The sequence below is a fragment of the Paenibacillus sp. FSL R7-0163 genome, from assembly GCF_037969975.1.
Classification (GTDB): domain Bacteria; phylum Bacillota; class Bacilli; order Paenibacillales; family Paenibacillaceae; genus Paenibacillus_AQ; species Paenibacillus_AQ odorifer.
Window position 1 is genome coordinate 6,281,166 of the sequence record NZ_CP150224.1, and the last position, 25,270, is coordinate 6,306,435.

Below are 25,270 nucleotides of genomic sequence, written 5' to 3' on the forward strand. Positions count from 1 at the left end.
TTGCGGAGATGATTTTATAGGATCAGCTCCGCAAGACGATGAATGCCCTGCTCGATCGCTGCCTCATTTACTTTTGCAAACCCTAATACCCATCCTTTTCTTTTGCTATCCAAACAATAGGGCCCAAGAGGGTACACACGTATTCCATGTTGTAGGGCTAACTTTGTCACAGCTTCTTCGTCGAATGTTTCCTCAGCTTCTAATAACATATGTAATCCAGTTTCTACTCCACTGAGCGTGAAGCGCTCCCCTAAACCGCTAGCCATAATAGCTTTTGCCATGACCTCGTGTCTTCGACGGTACACATTTCTGACTCTTCGCATATGGCGCATAAAATGACCATTTTTAATGAAGTGGGTTAGTGTTAGCTGATCCATAATCGGAAGATGACGGTAAGTCAGCTCCTGCACCTTCGCTAGCTGAGCAATCGCCTCGACTGATCCAACAATAGCCGAAATACGAATGCCTGGTGCAATCATTTTAGAGAAACTCATGAGGTACAAAGTATTATTAGATGCCTGACTAAACAGCGTTGGCAGCGGCTCCCCGCGATATCGAAATTCACTATCATAATCGTCTTCAATGATCCAAAACCGTTCTTGAACGGCCTTATGCAGCAATTGTTGCCGGCGGGGCTCCGACATAACGACCCCTACTGCGCACTGGTGGGAAGGGGTGGCAAAGACCAGCTTGGATTGCGGGTGAATATGCTCAACCACTAGACCATACTCATCAACGGGAATGGGTACCACATTCATACGGCGGTATCTCATTGCCATCCAAGCAGCTGGGAAACCTGGATCTTCTACTGAGACAGTGTTCCCATCAGCTAAAAGTGACTGTGCGATTAAGTCAATACTATGCTGAGCTCCTGAGGTCAACAGAATCTGATTTGTTTGGACATGTATGCCCCGTTCAAGTGATAAATAACGCTGTATTTGCTCGCGTAATGGTGTGTACCCGTAGCAGTTACCGTAAGCCCAGCTTGATAAATCCATTTCAGCGGATGCCTGGAGCAGCGATTGCCGCCAGTTTTTTTGAAATTGTTCATCCAAATAGGGTTCATGGGGACTGAAATCAATATCCACTTCTAGCTGTTCTTTACCTCTGAACCAGTCATGTAATTGATCAACAGCTGAGTCTAGCAAGGAGAGTGACGGAGGTGTGGGGCCCTCTGTTTCTATTTCCTTCGTGGACATAGTGACTTGCTTCCACGTACTAACTCGCGTCCCTCCCCGGCGGGAGGTAACTGTATAACCTCGACTTAACAATTCCTCATAGACGATCTGTATAGTTGAGCGGGAGACACCTACGATGTGCGCAAGTTCGCGGGTAGGAATCAGTAATTCTCCTGGTGCCCAGACTCCGCTAGTAATATTATGAATCGCTTGATCAAGCAATTGCTGCCAGATCGGTCTCTTATCATTGCGAATTACTTTCATCATCGTACATACCTCCAAATAGAAACTCCAATCATAAAAAACGAATTATGGATTGCTCTAAACAGCGAATTTTGGATATTTTAATGCAATCCATTCATTGATATACTACCGTAACAACGCTGGTATCCGCAATTTAAATAAAAGGAGAGATTCGATATGAATTCGGTTCGTTACAAGACCAGGGAATGCTTAGATCAAGAGAAGATTGAAAGGTTCCTTCACCAAACGAGATTAGGTTATCTGGGGTTGGTTGATGGGAACCTCCCTTATGTTGTGCCACTTAATTATGTATGGACTGAAGGGAAACTGTATATTCATGGGGCTGGAGATGGAAGACGTAATCAGGTCATGCGTGATAATCCGGAGGTATGTTTTACGGTATGTGAGGAATACGGAACTATTACAGACCCGGTACCAGCCAAAACGGATACAGCTTATATGAGCGTAATGATTTTTGGACAAGCAGAACCGATTTCAGATTTGGATGAAGCCACACACGTACTTCAGGAATTGATCAATAAATACGTACCGGGTTATTATAATCGCCCCTTGTCCAAGCAGCATGTGGAAAAGTATAGATCGGCTGTATTTGGCGGTCCGGTTCAAGTTTATCGGGTAATTCCGTATCATATCACGGCAAAAGAAAGTCCTATTGAAGCAGAAAAAATGTATAAAAGGGGCATGGGTACTGGACGAGATGTTTAGCCGCAAGATACCATTACAAATGGTGTTATGCTAACGAGGTCTTTGACAGCCTTTATGTCCTAATCATATGGGGAGAGGGAGGCTTTTTAGAGGTACTATCTATCAAAGTAGGCCGCAATCCAATGAAGGAGGGCGGCCTACTTATTTTTACATTTATTTAGGTTGTTTACGTCTTCTGAGATAGGCCCAGAACACAAATACCGCTACTAGAGCAATAATGGCGCTAATGGTGATAGACCTTGTTAGATGATTATTATCGTCCGCATAATATGCGGAAGCAATGGTTCCCGACCCATCCTGCTCGTCATCGGAAGAATCGTTCTGCATCGTTTGTAACACATCAATTAAATGCCCGGGTGCTTGAGGCTCCGAAATATTGCTTAGTCCTTTTGTTTCTGCTGATGAGGCTTGTTGTGGGGCGATGATTAGTTCCTGATTGTCTTTCTTGAAGGCAGCTATATATTCGTCCCGCTCACGGATAAGTGTAGGCTCACTCACTTCACCCTCAGCTTCTAGTGAATGAATAGCATAGGCCAAAGTATTAGGATTTCCTCCAAACTCAGTAACTTGATAGGACCCGTTTGAATCCTTTTGAATGATCATTTTAGATTTGGGTATTCCGCCCGATAAAATAAGAAACTCCCAGTTGTCTTGGGGTGTGACCGTTTCAATCAGACTATCGGAAGCCGCCCTAAGCTTAGCACCATCAATAAAATGAATCTGCATTCCTTGACCTACGGTAATTTCACTAATCTCTGCTTCATTGTTGTAACCATACCCTTCAGGATCTTTAGATAGTCCTTCTTTAATCAATGTTAATCCTTCTGTATTTGCAAAAGAAACAACATCTTCAGTTACGGTCTGAGCCCATACAGGTGAGAAAAAAGTCAGAAATAAAACGAATGAAGTTACAGTTAACAGCAGCGTTTTCTTAATGGGAAGCCCTCCTTAAATATATTTGTTGAAGCCATGAAGTCCCCATCTCCAGGTTCTATCGTAGCTGGAGCCACCTTTAATGTTGGTGTATAACATGGAGGTTTTTGTGCCCCCACTCGGGTTCATGTGTTGAATCCAATCATTTCCACTATATGTGTCGTACCCATAGATAACTACTGCGTGCCCGCCACCGGTAGCACTATTCCATTTCCAGCTTACATATATAGGACTGCCAACATTATCAATCTGGTTTTTTACATCGCTGTAAGATAGTGCTCCTGTATGATTCCAACTGGAGACACCATAATCATGAATGCCTTCTTGAACAGTTCCATAAGATTCACTCTCGTCTGTTGTACAGCCGGAGGTTCCCTTCACATGATCATAAAAAGAACATTGGCTTACAGAGATTCCGTAATATTGAAGTATGGTAACGCTAGTCGCAGCCCAGCACCAATTATTCTTAGCTTGTGTAGCTGTAGGGTAGCCAATTAAATTAGTCGCATATGCTTGGGAAACAAAAGAAAAAAGAAAGACTGAAACAAAGGTTCCAACAAGCATCAATCTCTTTTTTAAAGATAGTTTCATGAATGGAATCAGCTCCTTATTATGGATTAATATTCCTTTTAATAACACTATTAAAATACCATATATTAACTTATGTGTAAAGTTTAAATATTTTTTCGTTTTTATAATAGATTCTACACATTTGATATGGAGAGGGGGATACTGATATGGATAAGGAAATATTGATGCTCGTAGGAATACGTGCTCCAATGATCCAAAGCAAGCCATTCATAACAAAAGCCACTCCGCTAAGGAATGGCTTTTCTTCATATACACTGCAATTACTAGTTACAACGGAGGTTCTTCTTTGCTAACTAGGTTTGCTTTCCTTTCAATCATGAGCTTGTTTTTCGTGGGCATAAATAATGTTATAACAAATGCGGCAATGGATAAAATCATCATGAAGTAGTAGGCGTCACTTGCCCCAAGAATCGATGTAAGGGATTTAAGGATCTCAGGAGTAGCGGAGGGATTATTCTGCATCAGTGTAGTTACATGACTGGTTGCCTGCACTGTATAAATTGTAATTACGACAGCAGTACCAATGGCCCCGGCAATTTGGCGAACGGTATTATTCACAGCTGTACCATGAGTGCCAAGTTGTTTGGGCAACGCATTTAGTCCGGCTGTATTGAGTGGCATAGTAATGAAGCTTAATCCAATTCGCAGGCCTATGGTACGAATCATTAGATAAGTATACGTGGTCGATTCAGATAAATCTGTTACCGCCCACATAGATGGAATAATAAACAATAGGCCAATGATGAACAGCGGTTTCGCACCGAAACGGTCGTATAATTTACCGGTGACGGGTGACATGAACGCATTTACGAGTGCGCCCGGCAACAATAGTAGTCCTGCATCAAATGCTGTAAACCCGCGACCATTCTGCAGATAAATAGGCAATAAGATCATATCTGCGTACATCATCATTGTGATTAATACGTTAATAAGAGATGTCATCGTAAACACTTTATTTTTGAAGACCGACAGGTTTAGCAGTGGATCATCCGATTTGATTTGTCGAAGACAGAATACGGCTGTTACCACGACCCCAATCCCTAAGGTTAGGATCACGATTACATCATCCCAGCCTTTACTTCCTGCACTACTGAAGCCGTATAAAATTAAGCCGAATCCGACGGTTGATAAAAGAACACTTACCACATCAAGCTTCGACTTAGACGTCTCAGATACATTCACTAAATACTTGAACGCCAACGCTATAACAATGAGGACAAGTGGAATAAGCCCGATAAATAACCAGCGCCAAGAGTGGTATTCGACAACAAAACCCGCGAGCGTTGGCCCAATAGCAGGAGCGAATATCATCGCCAGCCCAAGCAGTCCCATAGCGCTGCCACGTTTTTCAACGGGGAAGATCGCGAGCACAACACTCATCATGAGCGGCATTATAATCCCTGCACCGGCAGCTTGGATCATCCGTCCGATTAAGAGTAGACTAAAGCTCGGCGCTGCTACACAAATTATAGAACCGATTAATAAAAATGACATGGCACTTATAAATAATTGCCGTGTTGTAAAACGTTTCATTAAATAGGCCGTAATCGGAATCAAAATCCCGTTGATCAGCATAAATCCTGTTGAAATCCATTGTACGGTTGTTGCTGTGACATCAAAAACATCCATCAAACTACTTAAGGCGACATTTAAAAGCGTCTGATTGAGTGTGGATAAGAAACAACCAAAGATTAAGATGGTTAATAAGATCCCTTTATTTATGTTCTTAGTGTCTTCTTGCATGTTGCAGTCCTCTCTTCATTGCTTTTTCGACATAGTGTCAATAAAATAAATCATATCAGGATTTAAAAAGTATTCCTATTTGCAATTTTATTGAAAATGTCGACTAATCGACAGAATAGGCAAATTAGTTGATGAAAGGCCATTTAAACGATAATAGAGGGATGAAATGACTGAACATAAAAGAGTTGACCCACGAGCCATTCGCTCAAAAAAGATGTTGAAAAACGCTGTTTTTTCATTATTGTCCGACAATGTGGAGATTTCGCAATTGACCGTCCAAAAAATCGCCAACCGCGCGGAACTAAATCGCGCAACGTTTTATTTGCATTATGAGGATATTAACGATTTATTGCGCCAGATCGTACATGAAATCTTCGATGACCTATCCATGAAGGTTGAACCGCTATTACAAATGAAGAGCAACAACGAACAGGAGCAGCTGATCACCTTTTTAAATTATTTTTTTGAATACCGGAAAGTTTTTGCTGTATTGATTGAGCATAAAGGCTTCAAAAACCACTTGACCAACCTGTTAAAAAATACTGTCGAAAAACGAAGAAACGCGAGGAACATTGACTCTACTAAGGAGGTAGTCTCCGTTGATATTATTGCAGCCTCACTACTGGGGATTATTATGTGGTGGATTAAGGATGGCAACCAATATAGCGCTGAATACATAGCGGGGCAAATTACCTTGATGTATAAAAGAAGATATTTATAAGGGCTTTTATGATATATTCAAGTAAAGTTTGAGTCCCTAGCCAATATTCATAAAAAAGGAAGTGCGAACAATGGATTTAGAAACGGTCATGCAAGAGCTTGAAGCTCTCGGCAAGGAACGCACCAAGAAAATATATCTATCCAATGGCGCGCACGAACCGCTTTTTGGTGTGGCCACAGGCCAGATGAAGCCTATCTTCAGAAAAATAAAACATAATCAACCCTTGGCCGAGCAGCTTTATGCTACGGGAAATTACGACGCTATGTATTTTGCCGGGGTGATCGCGGAGCCTAAAGCAATGTCAGAGTCGGATTTTGAGCGGTGGATTGCTGGGGCTTATTTCTATATGCTATCGGACTTTGTGGTGGCAGTAACGTTGGCGGAGACGGATATTGCGCAAGAGGTTTCTGATAAATGGATTGCAAGTGATATAGAGTTGAAAATGTCGGCGGGCTGGAACTGTTACTGCTGGCTGCTCGGAAACCGCCCGGACAGTGAATTTTCCGCAGAAAAATTGGCCGCTATGTTGGAGCTTGCTAAAAATACGATTCATGATGCCCCTGAACGAACGAAATACGCAATGAACAATTTCATCTACACTGTGGGCGTATCCTATCTGCCGCTTCATGATAAAGCGGTTGAGATTGCAAAGGAAGTTGGCCCGGTGGAAGTCCATACCGGTAGTGCAAAAAGCAAGATTTTGAATGCTTCAATTAATATTCAAAAGGCAGTTGATAAATCGCAGCTGGGCTTCAAACGAAAACATGTAAGGTGTTAGTCAGTCATGGAGTGCTAAGGAGAGCGTATTGAAGGTTGTGCCTGCAGACAGAAGAATTGGCGGCTTGGCTGACAAGCCCTTAATTGTGTGCAATAAAAGTTAATGGAACAATAATAAAGCGGTAATTAATGTTATTGACAAAATATTTGACAATGATTAGTATTGAAAAATATTAAAAATGAAGTTAGCGACATAAAAATTAAATAATTCGCAAGCTATGATTGCTATGGATCACACTATAGCAGGAGCAGCTTCTGGAGAGACCGTGGGGGAATCCCCCGGCGCCGAAGGGTTCACAATCTCAGGCAAAAGGACAGAAGAGTACTAGATAATTCATTTGTTATTCTGATCATCGTCAGAATAAATAAATGTATTTTATTTATTATTCTTATACCTAAGAGATTGGAGCGTATCCAATCTCTTTTTTGTTATCATTTTTACTTGTTATTTTTTTCACATAAGGGGGAGTTCGAAATGGCAGCACAAGAATTAAAGAGAGATTTAGAGAATCGACATGTTCAGCTCATTGCGATTGGTGGAACCATCGGTACCGGATTATTTCTAGGATCTGGAAAAGCTATACAGCTGGCAGGACCATCGATCATTTTTGCTTATTTAATCGTGGGTATCGCTATTTTCTTTGTGATGAGGGCATTGGGAGAACTTCTGTTGTCAAAAGCAGGTTATCAATCTTTTACAGACATTGCCGAAGATTATCTTGGACCGCGGGCGGCGTTTGTAACTGGATGGACCTATTGGTTTTGCTGGATCATGACGGCTATGGCCGATATTATAGCTGTTGGGGTCTATGTACAATATTGGTTTGATATCCCGCAATGGATACCCGCAGTCATTTGTTTAATTATTTTATTAGGACTCAATTTATTAACTGTAAAAAGCTTTGGCGAATTGGAATTTTGGTTTGCTTTAATTAAGGTAATCACTATTCTCGCGTTAATTGCCATAGGGGTAGTTTTACTGGTGATTGGATTCAAAACAACTACCGGAACGGTTGCGCTCAGTAATATTTGGGCACATGGGGGAGTATTTCCAAACGGGATTTCCGGGTTCTTACTTTCATTTCAAATGGTTGTGTTTGCTTTTGTGGGTGTGGAATTGGTGGGGGTATCAGCAGCGGAAACATCCAATCCAGAAAAAACTATCCCATCGGCGATTAATAAAATACCTTTACGAATTCTATTTTTCTACGTGGGTGCTATTATTGCCTTATTATGCATCAACGCTTGGACAGAACTAAACCCGGCAGAAAGTCCTTTTGTTAAAACATTTAGTTTAGTGGGGATTCCGATTGCCGCGGGGGTTATTAATTTCGTTGTATTAACTTCAGCTGCTTCCGCTTGTAACAGCGGGATGTTCTCAACAAGCCGGATTCTATACAATCTAAGCAGAAATGACCAGGCTCCAGCCAACTTTGCAAAGCTTAATAAAAATCATGTACCAAGTAATGCTTTATTCATATCCACGCTTGTCTTATCTGTAGGGGCTTTGTTGAGTAAGCTGATTCCGGAGACGGCCTTTGGCATCGTGACAACGATTAGTGCCATTTGTTTCATCTGGGTTTGGGGCGTCGTTCTAATTTGCCATTTGCGATATAAAAAGACGAAGCCGGAATTGCAGGCCAAATCAAAATTCAAGGCACCGTTCACACCTTTTGTGAATTATGTTGTTCTAGCCTTGTTTGCAATCATACTCATAATTATGCTGTTTGCTGATGAAACTCGTCCGGCATTATTGTTGACGCCTTTATGGTTTATTTTATTATTTGTTTTGTATTCGATAAATAGAAGAAAGAGGGAAAGAGATAATAAAATAATCAGGACCGAAACACCTCTCTAGTTTATGAGGAAAGCTTTAACCGGCGCAGAAGCCGTGGTTATATTCAACCGCGACTGGGCAGGGAGCCCTTGCCGGTTTCAAGCGTTCCTACATGGACGTTTGCTTAAAGAATATGCAAAGTTAAACAGAAAACCGGAAGATACTGTTAAAATGGTATCTCCCGGTTTTTTAGTTTTTTACAAACTATAATATCATCGAGTTTACAGTTTTTTTCAGTTATTGTTTATTACTATTTCAACTGATATAATTCTTATTTCGACAATAAGTTTACAAGTAAGATAACTATCGTAATGGTAAAATCAATTTAAAAGTGGTGAATTCATGAGAGAGTTCTACAGTCGGGTGAATCGAAAAACCTATTACATATTAATGTTAATGATCATCGTTCTTATGATGTTTGGATTGATACTATCTACCCTAGAGTTAGATGGGATTGATTTTGGTTATATCATTCATTTTTTATGTGTGGCGTTTCTAACGGTTTGTTTATGGATTTACCCTAAGCATGAGACACATACTTTTAGAAAGATTATCATTCTATTTGGATTTGCGTATTTTTATACGCTATTCTTTTTATATCCTCAAACATGGACTACCTATATCCTCATTTGTCTTATTCCTGCACTGTCTATTCTATTTTTTGATTTAAAATTGTTCTATTTTTCCTTCATTATAAATGGGGTACTAATGGTAGTTACATTTGGCTATATCCTCTTGATTGATAGAGGGGATTTATATACATATTTACATTATGATATGCTAGGCAATTTCATTAATATAATAGCGGTTCAAGTGTTATTATTTTTCATTTTTCAAATATCATTTAAACGGATGAAAAAACAGCAGCTTTATTATGAACAATTACAGCAATCTGAGCGTTTAAAGATGGTTGGACAATTAACAGCTGCCGTTGCGCACGAAATTAGAAATCCAGTGACAGTGGTTAGAGGTTTTTTGCAGTTTTTTGATGAGGATCCTTCATTTGATGATCCTATGAAAAGAAAATTTAAATTAATGATTGATGAATTAAACACAGTAGAACAGATTATCTCGCAATTTCTAACCCTTTCAAAGCCAAATGGAGAGCAAAAATTAGAAAAAGTAGATGTGAAGGATGTACTTGAAAGTGTTACAGGATTGCTCCATTCCTACGCAATGTTATCTGATAATCAAATCGTTACCTACGTAGAAGAAGATTGCATGATTTCTATTAATAAAATTGAATTTAAGCAGCTGCTTATTAATATAATAAAAAATGCTTTAGAGGCTTCGGAAGTTGGTAAATCTGTCTCTATTATGGCGAATAGGAACAATAATTTTATTGAGATAACAATCATCGATGAAGGAAGCGGGATGTCGGAAGCTGAGGTTAAGTCGCTAGGCACTCCTTTTTATTCATTAAAAAGTAATGGAACAGGTTTAGGATTAATGATTTGCTTTAATATCGTAGAAAAATACGGCGGGGAAATTTATTATAGTAGCTCTGAAGGTAAGGGGACAACAGCTACTATCCGCTTTTTAGCTATAAATGATCAGTAATAATGAGCCTTCTTTCAATTGAACAAAGGGGATTACCTCAAGCCTTCGGCTGGAGAGGTAATCCCCTTTTCCTAGCTGCGTTAACGATTATTTTAGAGGGATTTTGATCTCCAGTTGCTTGTTATAATTTTTAACTACATTGCCTTTGGCATCTAATTTATAGGCCCCGGTGTTGCCTTTTTCAAATACGGCTTGATAAGGTCTGATAACTAGATATTCAGCGGCTGAGCGAGGCGCTTCGAACAATAAATCTTCAGAAACCGTATTTTGAGTTGCTGCAATAGAATCTCTTGCAATAGATTCTAATTTATTGCCCAGATTATCATAAATGTCATATCCTAAAGCCTGGCCTTGGGTGGCAACCCCTTTAACCGCTAAAGCGATACGCACAGAAGTCTCTCCCGCAGCAACACGGGTGGTTTTGATTTCAAATTGGTTGTCTTTCTTTATAGCAGGTAGCTGAATATTACGCACTAATCCTGCTTGCTTGAGGGAAAATTTAAGTACATACGGGTTTTCGATTCCGTTAAGCTTCACATAGATACTCAATTCAGAGGAAGCCAGGCTTGCCTTTTGTTGCTCGGTTAGCCATCCGGTCTGCAATACAACAACCGCCTTGTTGGCATCTCCGTCACTGATCCAGCGTGGTGTTTTTAAATCGATGCCTCCTGGTTGAGCGAGCTTGGCGTCTATTCCCACAATAGTACCTTCTGCAAGATAGGGTTCGCCTTTATCATTTAAGGTTACTCCTGCGAGCATTCCTGAAAATAGCGATCCCTCACGGCTCAGGTCGATCTTAATATAATTACCGTCAAACTGTGCACTGCCCTTTAAAGTAAGCTGATCGTGTGAATCGGCCACTTTTGTTGTATTCAGGGAAGCTTCAACAGCGGGTTGAGCACTGGATGCTTGGGTTAAAGCTGGCATTCCCAACGCTCCTAGGCATACAGCAGCACTTAAAATTACAGACATCTTCTTAGTCGTTTTTTTCATGATATTATCAAGCTCCTTAATTTTTATTTAACTAGCACGTTTATCTCTAGACCGTCAATATAATGCTTCACTGGGTTTCCAGAACTGTCTGTTTTAAATGCTCCATTCTTACTTTGTGGGTTCTCAAACTCATAAAGATAGCCACGGATTGTGAGCATATTAGGGTGTTTCTCAAATGGCTCAGTAAGCAAATCGACATTAAGTGACCTATTGGAAGTCGAGAGGACTTTCTGCGAAATATCTTTCAGCACCTGTCCTTGTTGATCCTTTACTTCAAAGCCCACTAAACTCAATGCTGTATGATCTTCGTCTGTATCCTGTTCCAGCATGAGCGACAGGCGTGTCGTTAATGGACTATATTCCAGCTTTTTCAGGATCAAACTCCATCCTCCAACTTGTGCGCGTATATCAGGTGTGGAAATTTTATTAATCGTAGCCTTCCGCGCAGGAATTTGGAGAACAAACGGTTCATCAATACCGTTTAAGTCAAGGGTTACGGTCAATACAAATCGATCAGGAAAAGGTTTGTTGGAGATCCCCGAATTCGAGGAATCCACTAGTCTAAAAATAGCTGTGTTGCTTTCAGCACCTTCTATCCAGCTTAGAAACGGCATAGCTTTCCAGAGACCTTCTGAAAATTTCTCCAGGGAAGCCCCGTCGATCAATACTTCTGCAGAGGTTATCGCACCTTCCGCTAGAAAAGGCTTCCCATCCGCTCCAATCGTTACTCCGGCTAGCTTACCTTCCAGTTCTTCTCCCTCACGCTTCACCGAGAATGCCAACCGGCTGCCATCAAATACAGCCTCTTCGGCAGACAAGGTGATCCCTTCATGCGTATCACTGCTGTTTAGACGGGAAGTCAGTCCCAGACGCTGGGCCGCTTGTAATCCTATATCATCTGCCCGTTCAAAAATACCACCTATCAAGGGAAGCTGCTTGAGCGCATTGGCCAACGTAGGCGGATAGATAGCCGTTAGCATAACACTTAACAATATCGCCGCAGTCACAGCAGCTGTGATTTTTGGATAAATCCGCTTTTTCTTTTCCTTTTCCACAGGATCCTGGACAATGGTGGCCAGCGATGCATAAATCGAATCCTGCCGTGATCGTAGTAAAGGAGGAAGCTCCTGTATATTAGCTTTCCCTAGCTCCCTGATCTGCTTTTCTAAATTGTTATTATTCATTAGCAAGACCCTCCTCCGGCACAGGATGTATCTGTTTGGACAACAATCTCCGTGCGCGATGGAGTCGTGCCCTGACCGCTCCCTCGGAGATGTCGAGCACATCTGCAATCTGCTTAATGGATAAATCGTCATAATAAAAAAGCACGATAGCAAGCCGCAGGGATTCGTCCAACTGATTAATGAAGCTTTGCAGGTCTACGTTGCCTGAATCTTCAAAATGCACATAGGAAACGACCGGTTCCTCGGGAATTTCCGCCACAGCTATAGTTCGTTCTCGCATACGAAGTAACTGATTGCATTCATTAATCAGGATGCGTATAACCCAGGTTTTAAAAAACTTAGGCTGCTTAAGGTTGGCCAACCCTTTATACACCTTCAGTGTTGTTTCCTGAAGAGCATCCGCGCAATCTTCATCTTTTAGCAGAATGGTTTTGGCTAATCTGTACAACTGGGATTCCAGTTGCCTGAAAAGACGGGTAAACGCCTCGTGGTCGCCTTTCTGCGCTTTTTTGATATCCAGTTCGTTTTCCAGCAAATGATTTTTCCTCCTTGAGGGCCCTCTGTATAATTAGATGGAGAAGACATACAAAAAGTTATATTTAGGATAAAATTCATTCTCCTGGACAAATCACTTACCTCGGTAGTGGTATAAAGTCCGTGCAATTCATTGTTTTGGCAAGGGGAGTTTCAAGTGGATAAACTGAAAAAAATCCAGAATTACCACCTTAACTGAAAAGAAGTAGTGGGGTAATCCTGAATTAAAAAGTGTATACATATACCTTGGTACGCAGTGTGTCCGTGCATGTTATGGTACGGACAGGCTGCATGCCTGGAAGGGCAAAACAAATGCTAATAACCACCGCACCCGGCAGTAGCTCACGCTTGAACTTTTCCGCCAGCCGTTTCATCGCTCCGGGAAATAAGTAACAAAGAACAATATCCGCATGCTCGTAAGAACTGCTATAAATATCCCCACGTACATAACGGAGCCTTCCGTGGAGTAGATTCTGGCCTTTGGCTGCTCGCAGCATACGTGTGCCGAACCTAGTAAGCAGCTGGGATGTCCATAAGGGAATACTGGAATTTTCAATGCCTGTCAGCCTTTTGCCTGGACATTGGCGAATAACATCCATACCAAGTGTTCCCCAACCCGATCCCGCCTCCACAATGCTGCTATATCCCGGAATCCGATTCACCTCAACGGCAACAGCCGAGCGTACAGATTTTGACGTAGGCATCGGCGATATCCCGTTCCTCCAGCTCACCAGCACAATCGACACCATGGATAACAAGGCTGCGAAGGCGATGAGCCAAGCGATGGCTTGAATCACAATCAATACGATCATTCCTTCTTCATCTGCTAGAAGTTGGCTTCAAATTCTCTTACTTTCTCCCAGCATTTCGTTTATCAACTTGATATTTATAAAGATCCTGAATTTCCTTGCTTTCAATATCTTGACCTACATAAAAAATCAGAGTGGGATCATTTACTGGATGGGCATAAGAAAGGTAAGTGCGATGTATAAAATCAAAATCCATCTTACCCAGCTGGAAATCGATTTGATATTTATCTTCTAAATAGATTTCAAATTGCTTTTTTAAAGCCAGAGACTTCCACGGAAGTCCAAAGAATAAAAAGTAGACTCCTATAAGAAATATCAAAAAAATTAAGAGGAAAAGCGACTTTTTACTGAGAATGGTATGTTTTATAATTCATAACCCTCCCTAGCGTTTATTCTACATGAACTTTGCTGGAAATATCAAAATCAACCTCTTCAAGAAATTCAATAACTTCTCCATTGGGACTGTGAATGATCGCGTTTTTTATTAGAAGAGGCGGTTCGCCCAGAGACAGAGAGTCCGGTGCTATAAAAGCTTTTGCCCCATGTGCCAGGGCTTTTTGATACATCTCCTCTACATTATCTACATAGAAGGCAAGATGTAATAACGCTCCGTGCGCTATATCTTCATCAGACAAAGCTTTTTTTCCTTGAGCGGCGATGACTGCATCATTATCAAAAACCTCAATACAGGTTCTTTGGTCAGGTGAAATCAGCATGGAGGCTTCTTTGATCTGAAAGGATGGCAGACTCCAATGATGACCTAGCTTAAATCCTAAAACGTCAATATAGAATGAAATAGTTGCTTTATAGTCTTTGGCTTGAATTGCTACATGTGCAAGGCCTTTTACACTCATTTATAATCGCTCCCAACTTTAATATATATTTATTATAGTTGTATTAAAATATGAGATATATATATAAGATAAGTGTTTTGTAGTAATATGGTTATTAAATTTATGGTATTTTAGTGGAATCAGTTTATTTTATAAAATGGGTCTAGGAGGCGCTTGCTATGGAACAACTTATAGATGACATTGATAAAAAGATTATGCAATTACTTCAGTACAATGCCCGAATGTCCATTTCACAAATCAGCAAAGAGGTTTCGATGTCACAACCCTCTGTTAAAGAACGAATGATCAAGCTGGAGGAAAGGAATATCATTTCTGGGTATCATACAGCTTTTAATCTACGAGATCTGGATCGGGGCACAACTACGTTTATTCTATTAAAAACAGAACATTGCCAAGAGATTACGGATTTTTGCAAACATGCTATGGAAGTTACCGATTTATATCGGATTAGCGGTGAATATAATTATCTCATAAAGGTGCAAACCGCGTCGATTGAGGAGTTAGCTGAATTCCAAGACAACCTTATAAAGTTTGGACCTTCAAAATCTCATATCAGTCTGAAAAATATATTGGAAAACAGGGTGTTGCTCTAAAGCCCATTTTCCAAACACAATATCTAGTAACCGCTTTCATTCCATTGTAGAATGGATGAAAACAACGTTAGCATTGACTCGGATACAAGGGAGCATGGGTATGGAGAGATTTTTATTTAGTAAAAAGTATATTCCGTTCACCTATAAGATGATGATACCGTACCTCATTCTAGTATTGCTGACAGATGTATTGGTGGGTTATATAGCTTATACGATGCTCGTAGAGTCCAGAACGGAAATGGCGGAAACGAATGTCCGGACAGCTTTGAAGCAGACGAGGAACAATATCGAATATCAGACAGATGAAATCAAACGAATGACTAACTCGCTGTTTCTCAATACGAATTTTCAGAATGCTCTGCAGTTTAGGGGAGATGCATTGGAAAACATGCTCAAAATGAGGGATGACATCGTTCCTTATATGAAAGCCCCTCTGCAATTGTATGGGAACAATCTGAGACTTGTGCTTTATACCGCGAATGAGACGATGCTTGAAATCCCCGGTGATGATATGTCTGTACCTATCGGTAGAAGCGATTATTATATTCTTTCTGATCAGGTTATTGAAAATAAGGAATGGTTCAAGTCGATCGTTGCCAATAACAAAGACAGCTTGTGGCTTCAGGCGGACAGCGACAGTGAACTAAGCAATATTTCGTATTTCCGCAAGCTGGTTTCTTCCAAGGGAGGCCCGTCGATTATTGGTTATATTCGTGTCACGGCGAGAATTGACGAGCTTTTTGGCAATTTCGATACCTTTCCAATTGAACAGGGCATAGACCTTCGCCTAGTGGATAGGGTTAGTGGATTAACGCTTTATGAACAAGGTATTGTCGATGAACATGCGAAGCAAGATGCTTATCTGATCATTAGTGAAGATATTCCGTTGTCTGACTATGCTATCGAGGTACGGGTGCCGCGTGCATACTTAAATAAAGATGCTAGCCGAATGCAGAAGGTGATCACCACTGTTTGTTTGATCAGCTTTTTAGTCATGGCGGTGATCGGCTTCCTCGTTGCCCGCATATCAGGCAAAAAAATTAAGCGAATCGTATATTTGGTCCGGTCGTTTCAGGAAGGGAATTTTTATAAAAGAATTGGGTTTGCCGGGAACGATGAATTTGTCTACATTGCTAATAGTTTTAATCAGATGGCGACTAGCATCCAGGACTTGATCCAGAACGTCTATGAGCAAGGTATTCAGAAAAAGCAAGCAGAACTGGATGTGCTTCAAGCTCAGATCAGTCCGCACTTTTTGTACAATACATTGTCGACCATTGGCAGCTTGGCCAATTTGGGCGAAGTTGAGAAGGTTACACAGATGGTACAAGGTCTTTCTAAATTCTATCGCCTCACCTTGAATGAAGGACATGTCTATATCTCTCTTGAAAAAGAGCTGGAGCAGGTAAGGATGTACCTTGAAATTCAGAGGGTAAAGTATGCCGATGCTTTTGAGGTTTATTATGATATTGATCCTGATATTTTACAGGTTCCCATCATCAAGCTGATTTTGCAGCCATTTGTAGAAAATATATTCAAGCATGCTTGGTTTGGGGAGACGATTGCGATCCGGATTACCGGAAAACGGCTGGGTGAACGCATCGAGCTTAAGGTCATCGATAACGGAATTGGTATGCGGGCGGACACACTGCGAAATATGCGTTCGAGCTCATTCCATTCGAGCAGCTATGGACTGAGAAACGTGGAGGAACGAATCAAGCTGAGATACGGCAATGATTTCGGCATTCATATCGGCAGTTACTTTGGGGCAGGAACGACCGTTCAAATTATCTTACCGGTGGATAATGCGGAAATCCGGGAAGTTATGGGGGAGTAAATAGTATGGCGATGGAGATCAACGTTCTGCTGGTGGATGATGAAGTGATCGATTTGGAATGGCTGAGACGGCGGGTGGCGGGCAGTGATCATTTGCCTTTGCATAGCGTGAGAACGGCAACGAGCGGTTTTTCCGCTTTAAAAATGATGGAGCAGCACCGCGTTGATATCATTCTCTCCGATATCCGCATGCCGATTATGTCAGGTGTGGAATTTGCCCGGAAAGCGAAGGAGATTAACCCTGAGGTCCATCTGCTTTTTATTAGCGGACATCAGGATTTCAACTATGCCAAAGAGGCGATTCAATTAAATGCCTCCGGTTATTTGCTTAAACCCGTCGATGATGACGAGTTGAATAAGACGCTGACTGAACTCTGCGCCAAGATTGAGAAGGAGAGGAAGCAGCATATTTCCTTGTCGGAAACACTGACGCTTGTGAATCAGGAGCTGCTGCTGCGCTGGTTTAACGAGACTGCCCCGGGGCAGGTCGAGACGCACATTCACAACGTTCTCACGTTATACTTACAAGGCGCGTCGGCGGTCGCCATCGTCGAGATCGACGATATGGCACGGAAAATCCAAACTTGGACGGAAGAAGAGCGGAGTTTATGGAGCAGCACCGCCAATCAGTTTATCCGGAAGTTCGCGCAAGATCAAAATTTAGGCATGGTCATCACAACCTATGACTATCATTTTGTGATCCTAGCTGCGGTTCAGGAACAATATTTTACCGCTTTGATGGAAGAGCTCATTCGGTCATTCTATCAGGAGTTCTCCTGTTCAATTACGATTGGAAGAGGGATGTACACAACAGAACTGGGTAAGCTGCATGATTCCTATCGGCAAGCTCAGGCTGCTTTAAGTATTAAATGGATTGTTGGGAAAAACAGAATCATCCAAGATGCTTCGGAATGGAGCCCGAAGGAAAAAATCGCCTCAGATTTAGAGGTTATTGTGGACCGGATGCTTAAAGCGATGCTCGACTACGACCTTACCACCATTGATGATTGTTTGCTGAAGCTGTTTGCCGGGGACAGTCCGCTCTCCCAGAAAAACGACATCTACGATATCATTATTCGAATTACCTCCAAGCTTCATGCCGATCTGCAGCAAATGAACGAGCATCTATACGAGATTTTAAATTGGGATTCGCATCATCCCTTTGTGCTGTTTCAGTTCGAAACGGTGCATGATATTCTCTCGTGGCTGAGAAGAAGGTTCTTTGAGTTGTCGGAGCTGCTTTATTTGAAACGGCAAAGACAAAAGCGGAAGTTAATTGATGAAATCACGGAATATGTGAAAGAAAGATTAGATCAAAAAATAACGCTGAACGAAGTGGCCGCCCACTTCGATTTTACGCCTAACTATCTGGGTCATTTGTTCAAGCTTGAAACCAACAGTTTATTCAGCGATTTTTTAAGTGAATTACGGATGAAACGGGTATGCGAGCTGCTCGAAGATCCGACTAAGAAAGTGTATGAGATTGCGGAACAAGCCGGATATAAAAATATTATTTATTTTAACAGACAGTTCAAGCACTACATGGGCATGTCGCCCGGCGAGTACCGGAAGAAAAATAAAATCTAACAAAACAGCGGTGAAATGAAAACCCGGCGATGATTTTTCTGTTATTGGAGAATCGCTGCCGGGTGTTTTTGGTTTATCCGCTAACCTTTTTTTGTCGAATCGTTGAATTAGTATTATGTTTAGTTGTTTCGCTGAATTATCTAAGCGTCTCCGCCCTTTTATAATGAGAGATATAGAGAAGAGAGGGGTGCAAAGATGAAAGGGCATACATTTTGGAGCGATTTGAAAAATTACAGGGTTCTCTTGCTGATGCTGGCTCCGGCGGTTGCTTTTTTCCTTCTGTTTGCCTACGTCCCGATGGCGGGTATTATTATTGCCTTCAAGCATTACGATTACGCGGGCGGTATTTTTGGAAGTGCCTGGAACGGACTCGACAACTTCCGCTTTTTCTTTGAATCAGGCGATGCTTGGCGGGTAACACGAAATACAGCACTATATAACATTGCGTTTATCGTCGTCAATAACAGTTTGCAAATTTTTGCAGCGATTATGTTGTTTGAGGTCGGTGGTAAATGGTTCCGCAAAATCACACAATCGGCGTTGTTCCTGCCTTACTTTATCTCATGGGTCGTTGTCGGAGCGATTGCTTATAACCTGCTCAATTATGATATTGGCACCGTGAATGCTTTGCTCAGAGGTATCGGACTCCAGCCTGTCGATATTTATAATACACCTTCCTATTGGCCGTATATCCTGGTTATAGTTTCTGCATGGAAAAGTCTCGGATACGGAACGGTAATGTACTTGGCTGCGATTACGGGGATAGATACAGAAATGTATGAAGCGGCCGAAATTGATGGGGCTAATATTTTTCAGCGAATTATGAAAGTAACCATTCCAAATTTGTATCCGACGATTATTATTCTGGTGCTGCTGGCGGTCGGAAATATTTTCCGTGGTGATTTCGGGATGTTCTATAATATGATCGGCAACAACGGCTTGCTGTTCTCCTCGACAGACGTTATCGACACTTTCGTATTTAGGTCACTGATTACTTCGAATGATATCGGCATGTCAGCTGCAGCTGGTGTTTTCCAGTCCGTTCTTGGCTTTGCGACGATCATGTCAGTGAACTATGCTGTCCGTAAATACGACAAAGACCGCGCTCTGTTCTAATCGTATCAGGAGTTAAGTCTTTCATAATGGAGGTAACGATATGAAGCAGCTCGATCGTAAAATATTTTCAGGTATTGGTTATGTGTCCCTGATTTTTCTCTCAGTTTTATGTATTTTCCCTTTTATACTTGTCGTATCTTCATCCTTTACGGAAGAAACCAAAATCCTAACGGATGGTTATCAATTTATACCGACGGCCTTCTCAACCGAGGCCTACAGCATTTTGTTTAAGTATCCCGAACAGATGATTCAAGCCTATATAGTGACAATAGGGGTTACTATACTCGGCACGGTGCTTGGCTTGTTTCTGACTTCGATGACTGCTTATGCGCTATCCCGAAAAGATTTTAAGTGGCGCAATAAATTTTCATTTTTCTTTTTCTTTACGACTTTGTTCAGCGGCGGTTTAGTTCCGTGGTATCTGCTTATGGTCAACTACCTGCATATGAAGGATACGCTGATGGCCTTAGTGGTTCCGATGATGCTCAATGTCTTTTATATCATTGTTATGAAGTCTTTTATGGGCAGCATTCCGGAAGCGATTGTAGAATCAGCAAAAATTGACGGCGCAGGCGACTTTAAGATCTATGCTCGTCTAATCCTGCCGCTGTCCAAGCCGGCGTTAGCTACCATTGGATTGTTTCTAGCGCTAGCCTACTGGAATGACTGGTACAATGCATTGCTGTTTGTATCGAATGAAAACTTGATGCCGCTTCAATATTATTTGTATAAAATGCTAGGCAATATGGATGGCATGCGCAAAGCGATGATGGGTGCAGGGGCAGTCGTAACGACATCGATCCCAACCGAGAGTTTGAAAATGGCGATGACAGTTGTGGCCACTGGCCCGATTTTGCTGGCTTATCCATTCGTGCAGAGGTATTTTGTCCAAGGTTTGACGATTGGTGCTGTGAAAGGATGAACCCGGGGACACTCGGTTTATCAATATAATTAAACACAAGGGGGAAGGCTTGAGATGCTGAAGAGAAATAGATTGATAATGCTAGCGCTCGTTTTAACCTTCGTAATGATTCTAAGTGCATGTGGTGGTGGAAACAACAATGCTAATACTTCTGCACAGGCTACAAATAATGCGTCAGAGGGGGGAAGCGACACTACGAACACCTCAGAACCTGCAACTACCTCAGACACCCTTGATACCTCAAAAGAAGTGAAGCTGAAAATGATTTTTGTTGGCCCTAAACCGATAGACTATGATAGCGTTTTTGCTGAGATTAATAAAAAGCTGAAAGAAAAAATTAATGCTACTGTAGAGGGCGAGTTCCTGGATTGGTCGGACTGGGCGCAAAAATATCCGTTGAAGCTGGCAGCAAATGAAGATTTTGACCTCATCTATTCGGCAAACTGGGCTGGCTACAATGACCAGGCGTTGAAAGGCGGATTCCTGGAATTGACTGATGAGCTGCTTACCAAATATATGCCGCAGACTTTAGCAGCCATGTCTGATGTGAGCTGGGATCAGGCTAAAGTAAACGGCAAACTGTACATGGTTCCACAAAACAGAGGGGAATCCGTTGAAAAACTGATTTTGTACCGTGAGGATTTGCGTAAGAAATACAATCTTCCTGAGATCAACAGCCCAGAAGCGTATGCCACTTACTTGAAAACCATAGCGCAAAACGAAAAAGGAATTACACCGTTCACTCCGGAAACAGGAGACTGGAAATTTCATAATTTGGACCGTGTATTGCTGAAGCAGCAAAACGAATGGAATATGTTTGATCTCGACCTTCCGTTTGCTTTCAAATTGACGGATGAAAAAGGGCAAGTATTTAACGTATATGAAACCCAAGAGTTTAAAGATCTACTCGTATATTACAAAGATCTTGCTGATAACAATGCATGGTCGAAAAACGTCCTTAACAGTAAAAATGATCATCAGGCCGATTTTAAAGCAGGCAAAACAGCATCGATTACACACAACAACGGAACACTTGGAGCACTTATGGCTTTGATGCGCCAAGAGAATTCCCCTTATGAAGTAGCTTTGGCTGACATCAACCAAGGCAAGAAGAAATCAGTGGCAATTTCAACACAAAACGGTACTTCGATCCACGCTACTTCCAGAAATGTGGAACGCTCCTTGATGTTCCTCGATCTGATGCAAAATGATAAAGAACTGCACGACCTGATGATGTACGGCCTTAGCGGTGTACATTACGAAGCGGTTGGCGATGACAAATATAAAGCACTTGAAAAGAATCCGAACTTTATGGGCTTCTCTAACTGGAACTTCAACTCGCCACTTAACCGTGACAATGAAGCATTCCCGCAAGAAGCAAACGATCTGGCTAAAGGCTGGGAAGCAAATGTCTATCACTACGCGCTTGAAACCTTTGTATTCGATAACAGCAAAGTGAAAACGGAAATTGCCAACATTGGTAACGTAATGCTCCGTTATGCGATTCCGCTCGAATACGGCGTAATTAAAGATATCGATAAAGGCCTTGAAGATCTGAACAAGCAACTGAAGTCCGCTGGCATTGATAAAATCCAAACCGAACTGCAAACTCAAATTGATGCTTTTTTGGCAAACAAATAAGATAAGGAATAAGGGAGACCTAACAGTCATCAAATGGCTGTTAGGTCTCCCTGTTTAATTGAACTCATCCGCGGGTGAAGTCGCTATCGGACACAGCGGACCCCACAGTCGCTATCAGCCTAAAACATGCCTAGAATGAAGCTCAGGATAAAGAATAGCTGCACTGGAGTCCGAAAGTCTGCTTTAAAGGCTGAAAATCAGTAAACTCAGGAGAACGGATACTCTTTGTGAAAAGGAATAAAAAAGAAGAACCAGCATGAGCTGCCGGTTCTTCTTAATATATAATTTGCGCACAACGAAATAACGTGATAATATGAGAAGATCACTGTTAATACGTGTATTTTAGACAGATTTACTACATCTTATTTATACATTAATAATACCATGCGGATTAGCAGTTTGTCAAATTTGTATTTTTGCTTCTTGATAACAACCTTGAAAAGGAGCGTGTTAGTAAAAATGTTAAACGAAAAAGATTGGCAGGGAGAACAGAAACGGCTAGATTTGGTCACGGAAGAATTGCAATCAAAGATTGGCGAGCTGGAACCGGAAGTGACAGGATTACGTGAACAGGTGACGGACATCCGCAAGCAGTTTTGGGAGGAAGTTACGGTCAATACGAGCACACATGAGGATTTCGAGGAGACCTTTTACAGTATAAAACAGCAGGAAGCATTGTTGTCTGAGCGGGAGCGTAGCCACCGCCAACGGATGCAGCGTTATAAGAACATGAAACGGCTGCTGCCGTCACCCTATTTTGGACGAATGGACTTTCAAGAAGATGGATTGAACTCTAATGAGCAAATCTATATCGGGGTGGCGTCTTTCATCGATGCAGAAGGTGTCAACTTTCTGGTATATGACTGGCGGACACCTATTGCAAGTATGTATTATGACCATTCGCCAGGCGCCGCCTCTTACGATACACCCGGAGGACAAATTTCGGGGACAATGATGCTGAAGCGGCAATACCAGATCCGTCAGGGTCAGCTTCAGAACGTGTTCGATACGAGCTTAACGATCGGTGATGAATTACTTCAGCAGGTGCTTGGTAAGGGTGCGGATTCACAAATGAAGAGCATCGTGGCGACTATTCAGAAGGAACAGAACGCTATTATCCGCAACGACAGTAGCCATATGCTAATTGTGCAGGGGGCGGCGGGCAGCGGAAAAACATCCGCAGCGCTGCAACGGGTAGCCTATTTACTATATAAACACCGTGATAGGCTCAAGGCAGATCAGATTGTTCTTTTTTCGCCTAATCCGATGTTTAACAGTTATGTATCTACGGTGCTTCCCGAGCTTGGCGAGGAGAATATGCAGCAAACAACCTTTCAGGAGTATGTTGATTATTGGCTCGGATCTACGGTTCGTTTAGAGGACCCGTTCGAGCAGATTGAATTTGTACTGACGTCCAAAGCTTCTCCAGAGTATGAAGCGCGCCTAACTGGAATGCAGTATAAAGCTTCAGAAGCTTTTCTGCATGCTCTGCAAAACTATGCGTTGTGGTTAGGGAAGGAAGGGATGTTGTTTCATAGTATCCGTTTTCGGGATCGCGAGTTGATTACTGCGGAGCAGATGAAATCACAATTTTACAGCTATGATAGCTCCATTCGTTTGGCTAATCGCATCGTTTTATTGCGTGAATGGCTACTGCGTCAGTTGGCTTCGCTGGAGCGTCAGGAACAGGAGGCATTCTGGGTTCAAGATGAACTCGATTACCTCGATACCGATCAGTATGCCGAAGCTTACAGTGAGATACTTAAGAAATATCGGCGGGAAGAAGCCGTCTTTGATTTTACGACTCAGTATCTTGAGAACTATGGGGATTTTCCTAATCAGGATCAAGGGGAAGAGAATGTTTTTGACTTTGGTCTGCAGGAAGAAGAACTGCTGCGCCGCATGATTGTGAAGGAGCACTTTAAACCGCTGAGACGGGATACCAAACGGCTTAAGTTCATAGATACGATTGGGTTATACAATCAGTTATATAGCGACGATGTCATTTATCGAAGAATGACGAACGAGACTGAGGTACCTGCTCAGTGGCTGGAAATTTGTAAGCAAACGAAGGAAAAGCTGAGCCGCGATGAACTCTTTTGCGAGGATGCGACTCCATTCCTGTATTTAAAAGAACTTGTCGAGGGGACTCGTATGAACACAGAGGTGCGGCATCTGTTTATCGATGAAGGCCAGGATTATTCGCCGTTCCAATACGCGTTTCTCAAACAGCTGTTTCCCCGCGCGCGCATGACTGTGCTCGGCGATTTCGGCCAAGCGATTTTCCCGCAAGCAACGAATTTGCACGAGGTGGATTCGCCTTTGATCCGGCTTTATGGGGAAGATGAAACGAGCCTGATCCGTCTAATTCGAAGTTATCGATCAACTCGTCAGATTGTGGAGTTTACGAAGGCGTTGCTGCCTAAGGAGGAGATCGTACCTTTTGAAAGAGAGGGTGAGAAGCCGTTCCTAGTGAAGGCGAGTAGCGACGTAGAGCGGGCGATAAGAATTAAAGAGGATCTCGCGGCGCTGATGGCTGAAGGGCTCGACTCTATTGCCGTTATTACCAAGACTGCAGCTGAAAGCCGTGCGGCCTATGAAGAATTAAAGAAACAAGGATGCGAAGCTCTGCGGCTTATTACGAAGGAGACGCTCACTTTTGAGAAGGGCATTTTAGTAATTCCCGCTTATCTCGCAAAAGGGGTTGAATTCGACGCCGTACTGATTTATGATGCTTCCACACAGACGTATGATCGGGAAAGCGAACGCAAGCTTTTTTATACAGCCTGTACGCGTGCGATGCATCGGCTTCTGCTGTACACAACGGGTGATTGGTCACACTTTATTCAGCGGTTAGAGGTATCTTTATATGAGGTCGTGCAATGAGATTGG

Annotated in this window: 21 protein-coding genes and 1 riboswitch; of the genes, 12 read left to right on the forward strand and 9 right to left on the reverse strand. The window is 42.2% G+C overall.

The window, feature by feature from the left end; all coding sequences use genetic code 11:
* Nucleotides 1-14: 14 nt before the first annotated feature.
* Complete coding sequence (locus NST45_RS27590; protein WP_339824292.1) at nt 15-1,445, reverse strand: PLP-dependent aminotransferase family protein; 1,431 nt, start codon at nt 1,443-1,445, stop codon at nt 15-17.
* Between the two features lie 153 nt (nt 1,446-1,598).
* Here NST45_RS27590 and NST45_RS27595 point away from each other — a divergent pair, with 153 nt between their 5' ends.
* Complete coding sequence (locus NST45_RS27595; RefSeq protein WP_036682364.1) at nt 1,599-2,147, forward strand: pyridoxamine 5'-phosphate oxidase family protein; 549 nt, start codon at nt 1,599-1,601, stop codon at nt 2,145-2,147.
* 153 nt (nt 2,148-2,300) lie between these two features.
* Here the strand turns inward: NST45_RS27595 and NST45_RS27600 are convergent, their stop codons facing one another.
* From NST45_RS27600 to NST45_RS27610, 3 genes are all read right to left on the reverse strand, one after another.
* Nucleotides 2,301-2,960 (reverse strand): hypothetical protein, encoded by a 660-nt coding sequence (locus NST45_RS27600; RefSeq protein ID WP_076124251.1) that lies wholly within the window; start codon nt 2,958-2,960, stop codon nt 2,301-2,303.
* A 135-nt stretch (nt 2,961-3,095) separates the two neighbouring features.
* Entirely contained in the window at nt 3,096-3,671 is a 576-nt protein-coding gene (locus NST45_RS27605) for a C39 family peptidase (protein WP_076105127.1), read from the reverse strand.
* A gap of 267 nt (nt 3,672-3,938) precedes the next feature.
* Nucleotides 3,939-5,414, reverse strand: a complete 1,476-nt coding sequence (locus NST45_RS27610; protein WP_076099763.1) for a DHA2 family efflux MFS transporter permease subunit — start codon at nt 5,412-5,414, stop codon at nt 3,939-3,941.
* A 166-nt stretch (nt 5,415-5,580) separates the two neighbouring features.
* On the opposite strand from NST45_RS27610, the gene NST45_RS27615 reads away from it, so the two are divergent.
* The 4 genes from NST45_RS27615 to NST45_RS27630 all read left to right on the forward strand — a co-directional run bounded on the left by NST45_RS27615 (nt 5,581) and on the right by NST45_RS27630 (nt 10,309).
* Nucleotides 5,581-6,135 carry a TetR-like C-terminal domain-containing protein gene (locus NST45_RS27615; protein WP_036682356.1) on the forward strand — a complete coding sequence of 185 codons (555 nt, stop codon included), beginning with the start codon at nt 5,581-5,583 and terminating at the stop codon, nt 6,133-6,135.
* Between the two features lie 70 nt (nt 6,136-6,205).
* A complete protein-coding gene (locus NST45_RS27620) occupies nt 6,206-6,913 on the forward strand; it encodes a DNA alkylation repair protein (RefSeq protein WP_036682354.1) in 708 nt (235 codons plus the stop codon).
* A gap of 244 nt (nt 6,914-7,157) precedes the next feature.
* A riboswitch (glycine riboswitch) is annotated at nt 7,158-7,240 on the forward strand.
* A 147-nt stretch (nt 7,241-7,387) separates the two neighbouring features.
* On the forward strand, nt 7,388-8,770 hold the full coding sequence (locus NST45_RS27625; protein ID WP_036682353.1) for an amino acid permease: 1,383 nt from the start codon (nt 7,388-7,390) through the stop codon (nt 8,768-8,770).
* Between the two features lie 321 nt (nt 8,771-9,091).
* Nucleotides 9,092-10,309, forward strand: a complete 1,218-nt coding sequence (locus tag NST45_RS27630; RefSeq protein WP_036682351.1) for a HAMP domain-containing sensor histidine kinase — start codon at nt 9,092-9,094, stop codon at nt 10,307-10,309.
* 87 nt (nt 10,310-10,396) lie between these two features.
* On the opposite strand, the gene NST45_RS27635 is transcribed toward NST45_RS27630, so the two are convergent.
* From NST45_RS27635 to NST45_RS27655, 5 genes are all read right to left on the reverse strand, one after another.
* Nucleotides 10,397-11,302: a DUF5643 domain-containing protein gene (locus tag NST45_RS27635; RefSeq protein ID WP_038573876.1), complete on the reverse strand. Its 906-nt coding sequence runs from the start codon at nt 11,300-11,302 to the stop codon at nt 10,397-10,399.
* 23 nt (nt 11,303-11,325) lie between these two features.
* Entirely contained in the window at nt 11,326-12,486 is a 1,161-nt protein-coding gene (locus NST45_RS27640; protein WP_038573874.1) for a DUF4179 domain-containing protein, read from the reverse strand.
* The gene (locus NST45_RS27645) at nt 12,479-13,021 is read right to left on the reverse strand and encodes a sigma-70 family RNA polymerase sigma factor (RefSeq protein WP_235219471.1); all 543 of its coding nucleotides are present in this window, start codon (nt 13,019-13,021) and stop codon (nt 12,479-12,481) included. The genes NST45_RS27640 and NST45_RS27645 overlap by 8 nt, the downstream gene beginning before the upstream one ends.
* A 223-nt stretch (nt 13,022-13,244) precedes the next feature.
* Nucleotides 13,245-13,832 carry a class I SAM-dependent methyltransferase gene (locus tag NST45_RS27650; RefSeq protein WP_038573872.1) on the reverse strand — a complete coding sequence of 196 codons (588 nt, stop codon included), beginning with the start codon at nt 13,830-13,832 and terminating at the stop codon, nt 13,245-13,247.
* A gap of 386 nt (nt 13,833-14,218) precedes the next feature.
* Entirely contained in the window at nt 14,219-14,683 is a 465-nt protein-coding gene (locus NST45_RS27655; RefSeq protein ID WP_076099761.1) for a VOC family protein, read from the reverse strand.
* A gap of 158 nt (nt 14,684-14,841) precedes the next feature.
* On the opposite strand from NST45_RS27655, the gene NST45_RS27660 reads away from it, so the two are divergent.
* From NST45_RS27660 to helD, 7 genes are all read left to right on the forward strand, one after another.
* Nucleotides 14,842-15,276 (forward strand): Lrp/AsnC family transcriptional regulator, encoded by a 435-nt coding sequence (locus tag NST45_RS27660; RefSeq protein WP_036682342.1) that lies wholly within the window; start codon nt 14,842-14,844, stop codon nt 15,274-15,276.
* Nucleotides 15,277-15,376: 100 nt separating this feature from the next.
* Complete coding sequence (locus tag NST45_RS27665) at nt 15,377-17,113, forward strand: sensor histidine kinase (RefSeq protein ID WP_038573863.1); 1,737 nt, start codon at nt 15,377-15,379, stop codon at nt 17,111-17,113.
* Between the two features lie 5 nt (nt 17,114-17,118).
* Nucleotides 17,119-18,699: a response regulator gene (locus tag NST45_RS27670; RefSeq protein WP_306018805.1), complete on the forward strand. Its 1,581-nt coding sequence runs from the start codon at nt 17,119-17,121 to the stop codon at nt 18,697-18,699.
* A gap of 195 nt (nt 18,700-18,894) precedes the next feature.
* A complete protein-coding gene (locus NST45_RS27675; RefSeq protein ID WP_036682339.1) occupies nt 18,895-19,815 on the forward strand; it encodes an ABC transporter permease subunit in 921 nt (306 codons plus the stop codon).
* Nucleotides 19,816-19,855: 40 nt separating this feature from the next.
* Entirely contained in the window at nt 19,856-20,737 is an 882-nt protein-coding gene (locus tag NST45_RS27680) for a carbohydrate ABC transporter permease (protein ID WP_036682338.1), read from the forward strand.
* A 54-nt stretch (nt 20,738-20,791) separates the two neighbouring features.
* Nucleotides 20,792-22,378 (forward strand): ABC transporter substrate-binding protein, encoded by a 1,587-nt coding sequence (locus NST45_RS27685; protein ID WP_036682336.1) that lies wholly within the window; start codon nt 20,792-20,794, stop codon nt 22,376-22,378.
* Nucleotides 22,379-22,837: 459 nt separating this feature from the next.
* On the forward strand, nt 22,838-25,264 hold the full coding sequence (gene helD / locus NST45_RS27690) for an RNA polymerase recycling motor HelD (RefSeq protein ID WP_076140596.1): 2,427 nt from the start codon (nt 22,838-22,840) through the stop codon (nt 25,262-25,264).
* The last annotated feature ends 6 nt before the right edge of the window (nt 25,265-25,270 follow it).